The sequence below is a fragment of the Azospirillum sp. SYSU D00513 genome (assembly GCF_017356015.1).
In the GTDB taxonomy this organism is placed as follows: domain Bacteria; phylum Pseudomonadota; class Alphaproteobacteria; order Azospirillales; family Azospirillaceae; genus Azospirillum.
Map to the genome: position 1 here is coordinate 59,925 of NZ_JAFIQV010000039.1, position 7,363 is coordinate 67,287.

The window sequence follows — 7,363 nt, forward strand, 5'->3', positions numbered from 1 at the left end:
GAAAGGATGGTCACAGCCCGGCTTTTCCTACATGATGTATTAACCAAGCCAACCGATAACGACATGCGGTAGAAGCACGTGAGGGACAGCGCGATGACGGGGCCGGAAGCCAAGGTCTACAGCATTCCGGCGGGCGCGCCCTTCGTGGATCACCTCGCCGCGGGCATCCTGGCGCGGGTCGGCGGCGACCCGCTGGCGCTCGCCGGGGTCACCGTCCTGCTGCCGAACCGGCGCGCCTGCCGCTCCCTGCGCGAGGCCTTCCTGCGCCGCTCCGGCGGAACGCCGATGCTGCTGCCGCGCATGAGCCCGCTCGGCGACGTCGATCCCGACGCGCTGAGCCTCGGCATGGAGGAGCTGCCCGGCGCCGGCTTCGACCTGCCCGAGGCGATCGCGCCGCTCAAGCGCCAGCTCCTGCTGACCCAGGCCGTGCTGCGGGTCGGCGGGGTCGCGGCGACCACGGCGCAGGCCGTGCGGCTGGCCGGCGATCTCGGCCATTTCATCGACGAGGTCTGGACGGAGGGCGCCGGATTCGACCGCCTCTCCACCCTGGTGCCGGAGGATTACGCCCAGCACTGGCAGATCACCCTGCGCTTCCTGACCATCATCACCGAACATTGGCCCTCCATTCAGGCGATCAACGAGACGGTCGATCCGGCGCAGCGCCGCAACCTCCTCCTGAAGACCCAGGCGGACCTCTGGCGAGCCCGGCCGCCGGCCGGTCCCATCATCGCCGCGGGCTCCACCGGCTCCATCCCCGCCGCCGCGGAGTTGCTGGCCGTGATCGCCCGGCTGCCGCAGGGCTCCGTCGTGCTGCCCGGCCTGGACCAGATGGCCGATGACGCGACCTGGGATGCCATCGAGAAGGACGAGTCGCACCCGCAGTACGGCCTTGCCACGCTGCTCGGCACGCTCGGCGTGACGCGCGACATCGTCGGGCTCTGGACCGATACCGCCGAACCACGGGCCGCCCGTGCCCGGCTGATGGCCGAGGCCATGCGCCCGGCCAGCACGACCGAGGACTGGCGGACCCTCGAAGGGCTGAACGAGACCGCGCTGGCCGGGCTGACGCGCATCGACGCCGCCACCTCGGAGGAGGAGGCGGCGGTGGTGGCGCTGCTGATGCGCCACGCGCTGGAGACGCCGGAGAAGACCGCGGCGCTCGTCACGCCGGACGGCAACCTGGCGCGCCGCGTGGTGGTGGCGCTGTCGCGCTGGGGCATTGCGGTGAACGACTCGGCGGGCCGGCTGCTGGCCCACACCGCCGTGGGCACCTATCTGCGGCTGACGGCGGAGCTGGCCGCCGGCCGCGCCCACCCGCTGACGCTGCTGGCGCTCGCCAAGCACCCGCTGGCGGCGGGCGGGCGCGATTCCTCCGACTTCCGCAACGCCGCCCGCGCGCTGGAGCGCACCGTGCTGCGCGGCCCGCGCCCGGCGGAAGGCTTCGACGGGGTGATGGCCGCCCTTCGCGAGGCCGAACGCTTCGAGCACACCGAACAGCAGGCCATCCTGATCGAATGGCTCGAGGGGCTGCGCGTGCTCGCCGCCCCGCTGATGGAGGCGTTCGAACGCCGCGAGGTGCCGCTCGCCGAACTGATGAAGATTCATGTCGCCTTTGCGGAGGCGCTCGCGGCCAGCGCGCAGGAAACCGGTCCCGAAAGGCTGTGGCGCCACGACGATGGCGAGGCCGCCGCGCGGTTCGTGCATGGGCTGCTCGAAGCGGCGGACGGCTTCCCAGCCATTCCGGTCACCGACTACACGGCCGTGCTGGACGCGCTGATGGAAGGCTGCCGGGTCACCCCGCGCTACGGCCTGCACCCGCGCCTCGCCATCCTCGGCCCGATGGAGGCGCGCCTCCAGCAGTTCGACCTGATGATCCTCGGCGGGCTGAACGAGGGCACATGGCCGGCCCAGGCCGCCGCCGATCCCTGGATGTCGCGCCCGATGCGCCGCGCCTTCGGCCTGCCCTGCCCGGAGCAGGCGACCGGCCGCTCCGCCCACGACTTCGTCCAGTCCTGCGGCGCGGCGGAGGTGGTTCTGACCCGCGCCGAACGGGTGGAGGGCACGCCGACCGTGCCCTCGCGCTGGCTGCTGCGGCTGGAAACGGTGCTGCGCGCCCTGAACCTGGACGGGCGCATCGACGCGGCCGGCGACTGCTGGCTCGCCTGGGCCCGCGCCATGGACGAGCCGGACGCCGTGCGGCCCATCCCGGCCCCGGAACCGCGCCCGCCCGTGGCGGCCCGCCCGCGCAAGCTGTCGGTCACCCAGGTGGAGACCTGGATGCGCGACCCCTACGCCATCTACGCGCGCCACGTGCTGCGGCTGGGCCGGCTCGACCCCATCGCCGCCGATCCGGGGGCTTCGGAGCGCGGCCAGTTCATCCACGCCTCGCTCGACGCCTTCGTGCGCGAACACCCGGGCACCCTGCCCGAGGACGCGCTGCACCGGCTGATCGCCATCGGCCGCAAACAGTTCGGCCCGCTGCTGGACACCCATCCCGACGTCTGGGCCTTCTGGTGGCCACGCTTCGAGCGGGTCGCCGAATGGTTCATCGGGCTGGAGCGCGAACGCCGCCTGACCATCAAGCCCATGGCGACGGAGGTCACCGGCACGCTGGAGCTGTCCGGCCCGGCCGGCCCCTTCACCCTGACGGCCAAGGCCGACCGCATCGACTCCTCCGCCGGAGGGTTGGTGCTGATCGACTACAAGACCGGCACCCTGCCCTCGGCCCGCGAGATCGAGCTGGGCTTCGCCCCGCAGCTCCCGCTGGAGGCGGCCATCGCCGAGACCGGCGGCTTCGCGCAAGTGGCGGAGCGGCGCGTGGCCGAGCTGGCCTTCTGGCGGCTGGCCGGCGGCGACCCGGCCGGCGAGGAGAAGCCCGTGAAGGGCGACCCCGCCGCACTCGCCGCCGAGGCGAAGGCCGGGCTGGAGGCGCTGATCCGGGAGTTCGACGACCCGGCCACCCCCTACCGCTCCTGCCCCAGGCCGTCCGTCGCCCCGCGCTACACCGATTACGCCCATCTCGCCCGCGTCCAGGAATGGTCCGCCGGCGGTGGAGGTGAGGAATGACCGTGCTGGACCTGTCCGCCCGCAGCCTGCCGCTCGACCCCAACGTGGCGCAACGCCGGGCGTCCGACCCCCAGGCCTCCGTCTGGGTGGGCGCCTCGGCCGGTTCCGGCAAGACCAAGGTGCTGACCGACCGCGTGCTGCGGCTGATGCTGGCCGGCACGCAGCCCTCGCGCATCCTCTGCCTGACCTTCACCAAGGCGGCCGCGGCGGAAATGTCGATCCGCATCAACCGCACGCTCGGCATCTGGGCCACCCTGCCCGACGAGGCGCTGGAGGACCGGCTCTTCGATCTGTGCGGCGAGCGGCCGAGCCGCGAGGCGCGGCTGACCGCGCGGCGCCTCTTCGCCCAGGTGGTGGACTGTCCCGGCGGCATGAGGATCCAGACGATCCACGCCTTCTGCCAGTCGCTGCTGCGCCGCTTCCCGCTGGAGGCCGGGCTCGCCCCGCATTTCGACGTGATGGACGACCGCACCGCCGCCGGGCTGCTGGCCGAGGCGCGCGATTCCGTGCTGCACGCCGGGCGGGCCAACCCGGACACGCCGCTCGGCCGGGCGGTCGACCGGCTGACCGCCGACCTCAACGCCGAGGAGTTCGCCGACCTTCTGTCCGAGCTGACCAGCGAGCGCGGGCGGATCGACCGCATCCTGACGCAGCATGGCGGACCGGAGGGGCGGGACGAAGTGGAACGGCGCCGCAGGCTGGAGGCCACCATCCGGGCGGTCCACGGCACGCTGGGGGTCGAGCCCGGCGTGACCGAGGCGTCCATCCTGACCGAGGCCTGCGCCGACGGCGCGCTCGACGCGCCGACCCTGCGCGAGGCCTGCCGGGCGCTGTCGGCCGGGTCGGCCACCGACCAGGAGCGCGGCATCGGCATCCAGCAATGGCTGGACGCGGCGGAAAGCCGGGTGAAGGCCTTCCACGCCTACGCCAAGCTTTACCTCACGGCCGAGGGCAGCCCGCGCAAGACGCTGATCACCAAGAAGGCGGCAGGATCCGCCCCGCACGCGCTGCTGGCGCTGGAGCAGGAGGCGGCGCGCATCGTTTCGCTGATGGAACGGGTGAAGTCGGCCGGGGTGGCGGCTTCCACGTCGGCGCTGCTGACGCTCGCGGAGGCGCTGCTCGGCGCCTACGAGTCGCGCAAGGCGGGCAAGGCCCTGCTCGACTACGACGATTTGATCCTCTCGGCGAACCGTCTGCTGCGCGGCCGGGACGGCGTCCCCGCCGTGCCCTGGGTGCTCTACAAGCTGGACGGCGGCCTCGACCACATCCTGATCGACGAGGCGCAGGACACCAACCCCGAGCAGTGGCAGGTGGTGTCGGCCATCGCCGAGGAGTTCTTCTCCGACATCGGCGCCCGCGCCGAGCAGGGGGTGGTGCGCACGGTCTTCGCGGTGGGCGACGAAAAGCAGTCGATCTTCAGCTTCCAGCGCGCCGACCCGGCCGAATTCGCGCGCATGCGCCGCCATTTCCAGGACCGCGCGCGGCTCGCCGAGCGGAGCTGGGAGGCGGTGGACCTGGACATCTCCTTCCGCTCGACCTCCGCCGTGCTGGAGGCGGTGGACGCCGTCTTCGCGCTGGAGCATGCCAAGGACGGCGTCGCCTCCGAAACGAACCCGGCGATCCGCCACCGCGCCTTCCGGCGCGGCCATGCCGGGCTGGTGGAGCTGTGGCCGCCGGTGAAGCCGGCCGAGGCGCCGGAGCCGGCACCCTGGGCGCCGCCGGTGGCGCGCGAGGCCGCGGACAGCCCGTCCTCACGCCTTGCCGCCGTGATCGCCGACACCATCCGCGGCTGGATGGACCGGGGGGAGCGGCTGGAGTCGCGCGGGCGGCCGATCCGGCCCGGCGACGTCATGGTTCTGGTCCGCCGCCGCACCGGCTTCGTCAACGCGCTGGTCCGCGCGCTGAAGGACCGTGCCGTGCCCGTGGCCGGCGTGGACCGCATGATGCTGACCGAACAGCTCGCGGTCATGGACCTGATGGCGCTGGCCGACTTCCTGCTGCTGCCCGAGGACGACCTGACGCTCGCCACCGTGCTGAAGGGGCCGCTGATCGGGCTGACGGAGGAGGATCTGTTCACGCTGGCCCACCGGCGGCGCGGCACGCTCTGGCAGGCGTTGGTCCGCCGGGCGGAGGAGGACGCGGCGTACGGGCCGGCGCGCCGCTATCTCGGCGAGCTGCTGGCGCGTACGGACTTCGCCGCACCTTACGAGTTCTTCGCCGGGCTGCTGAGCGCCCCCTGCCCGGCCGACCGCGCCAGCGGCCGGCGCGCGATCCTGCGCCGGCTCGGCCCCGACGCGCAGGACCCGCTGGACGAGTTCCTGGCCGTCTGCCTCGCCTTCGAGAAGACGGAGCCGCCCTCGCTCCAGAACTTCCTCGCCTGGCTTGCCGCCAGCGAGGCCGAGATCAAGCGCGAGCTGGACCAGGGCGGCGGACAGGTCCGCATCATGACGGTACACGGCTCGAAGGGGCTCCAGGCGCCCATCGTCTTCATGCCGGACACGCTGGGGTCGCCGACGCAGAGCCCGTCCGTCCTGTGGCCGGACGAGGATTGCGCGGTGCCGCTCTTCGCCGCCCGGCGCGGGCAGGAGGACAAGCTGTGCGCCGAGGCGCGCGCCCGCGCCAACCGGCGGCGCGACCAGGAGTACCGCCGCCTGCTGTACGTGGCCCTGACGCGCGCCGAGGACCGGCTGTACGTCTGCGGCTACCAGGGCAAGCGGGAGCCCGCCGAGGGCTGCTGGTACAAGCTGGTGGAACGCGCGCTGGAGGAGGTCGGCGTCCCGCACGAGTACGACTTCACCGGCCTCTGCCCGGACGGCTGGAACGGCACGGGCTGGCGCCTGTCCGAGCCGCAGACCGCCGTGCCGAAGGACGATGGGGCGGGTGCCGGCAAGGTGCACGCCGACCATGGCGCGCCGCCCTGGCTGACCGCCCCGGCGCCCGAGGAGCCGGAGCCCTCCCGCCCGCTGACGCCATCCCGGCCGGAAGGGGTGGAGCCGGCCGTCCGCTCCCCCCTGGGGGAGGATGACGGGCTGCGCTTCAAGCGCGGCATCCTGGTCCACCGGCTGCTCCAGACGTTGCCGGAGCTGGAGGAGCCCCTGCGCGAGGCCGCCTGCCGGCGCTTCCTCGCCCGCCCCTCGCACGACCTCACCCCCGCCCAGCAGGACGAGATCGCCTCCGAAACGATGGCCGTGCTGCGCCACCCGGACTTCGCCCACCTGTTCGGGCCGGATTCGCGGGCCGAGGTGCCGGTGGTCGGCGTCGTGGAGGGCCGCGCGCTCGCCGGCCAGATCGACCGGCTTGTGCTGCGCGACGGCACCGTGTGGATCGTCGATTACAAGACGAACCGCCCGCCGCCGCGCCTTGTGGAAGACGTGCCGCCCGTCTACCTGCGCCAGCTCGCCGCCTACCGCGCGGCGGTCGCGGAGATCTATCCGGGGCGCGCGGTGCGCTGCCTGCTGCTCTGGACCGACGGGCCGTTCGTCATGGAACTGCCACCGGAACTTTTCAAGACCATCACGGTTGCCGGAACGGCCGGTCTGGGGTGAGGGCGGGGTAAGGACGGCACAGCTTGACCGACCGGGCCAGGGAGCCCTACATTTCGCCCAATTCCACCACAGGGTTGGATTCGCCATGTGTCCTTCGCGGACCGGGGCGGAGCCCCCGAACGAGGCAAGAGGTCACATGAGCGACAACACCGTCAAGGTCACGGACGCCAGCTTCGACGACGACGTGCTGAAGGCTTCCGGTCCGGTCCTGGTCGATTTCTGGGCGGAGTGGTGCGGTCCCTGCAAGATGATCGCTCCGGCGCTCGACGAGCTGGCCATCAAGTATAAGGGCAAGGTGACCATCGCCAAGCTCAACATCGATGAGAACCCCAACACGCCGACCAAGTACGGCGTGCGCGGCATCCCGACGCTGATGCTCTTCCGCGACGGCAACGTCGCCGCCACGAAGATCGGCGCCCTGCCGAAGGGCCAGCTCGACCAGTGGGTCGAAACCTCGATCGACTGATCGCGCTCCGGCCCGTCCGGAACCGCTTCGAAAAGCCCCGCCTCCCCCGGAGGTGGGGCTTTTTGCTGTCCGGCAAAGCGAGATGATCTGTCTGTTCCTGAAACGACAGTCCTGGAACGGAATCAACTTCCCGTCATCCCCGCTTTCGCGCATAGGCACTGACGTTGACGGCGGCTTTCTCCCTCTCCCCGCCGGGGCTACGGCTTGCACAGAACTCGATAGAAAGTCGGTTAAAAGGAAGGGGTTTGCCTGTTGTGAGGCTCTGATCTGGCAACGGAGCATGAGC

General features: G+C 72.0%; 3 protein-coding genes. All 3 read left to right on the plus strand.

Going from position 1 to position 7,363, the window contains the following annotated elements; genetic code table 11:
- Positions 1 to 93: 93 nt before the first annotated feature.
- The 3 genes from addB to trxA all read left to right on the plus strand — a co-directional run bounded on the left by addB (position 94) and on the right by trxA (position 7,077).
- Positions 94 to 3,066 carry a double-strand break repair protein AddB gene (gene addB / locus JUB11_RS24595; RefSeq protein ID WP_207461429.1) on the plus strand — a complete coding sequence of 991 codons (2,973 nt, stop codon included), beginning with the start codon at positions 94 to 96 and terminating at the stop codon, positions 3,064 to 3,066.
- Complete coding sequence (gene addA / locus JUB11_RS24600; RefSeq protein WP_207461430.1) at positions 3,063 to 6,611, plus strand: double-strand break repair helicase AddA; 3,549 nt, start codon at positions 3,063 to 3,065, stop codon at positions 6,609 to 6,611. The genes addB and addA overlap by 4 nt, the downstream gene beginning before the upstream one ends.
- A 136-nt stretch (positions 6,612 to 6,747) precedes the next feature.
- A complete protein-coding gene (gene trxA / locus JUB11_RS24605; protein WP_207461431.1) occupies positions 6,748 to 7,077 on the plus strand; it encodes a thioredoxin TrxA in 330 nt (109 codons plus the stop codon).
- The last annotated feature ends 286 nt before the right edge of the window (positions 7,078 to 7,363 follow it).

Bases quoted from the DNA above. Each gene is read 5' to 3' on its own strand.
- addB (WP_207461429.1), top strand. From the start codon at position 94: ATGACGGGGCCGGAAGCCAAGGTCTACAGCATTCCGGCGGGCGCGCCC.
- addA (WP_207461430.1), top strand. From the start codon at position 3,063: ATGACCGTGCTGGACCTGTCCGCCCGCAGCCTGCCGCTCGACCCCAAC.
- trxA (WP_207461431.1), top strand. From the start codon at position 6,748: ATGAGCGACAACACCGTCAAGGTCACGGACGCCAGCTTCGACGACGAC.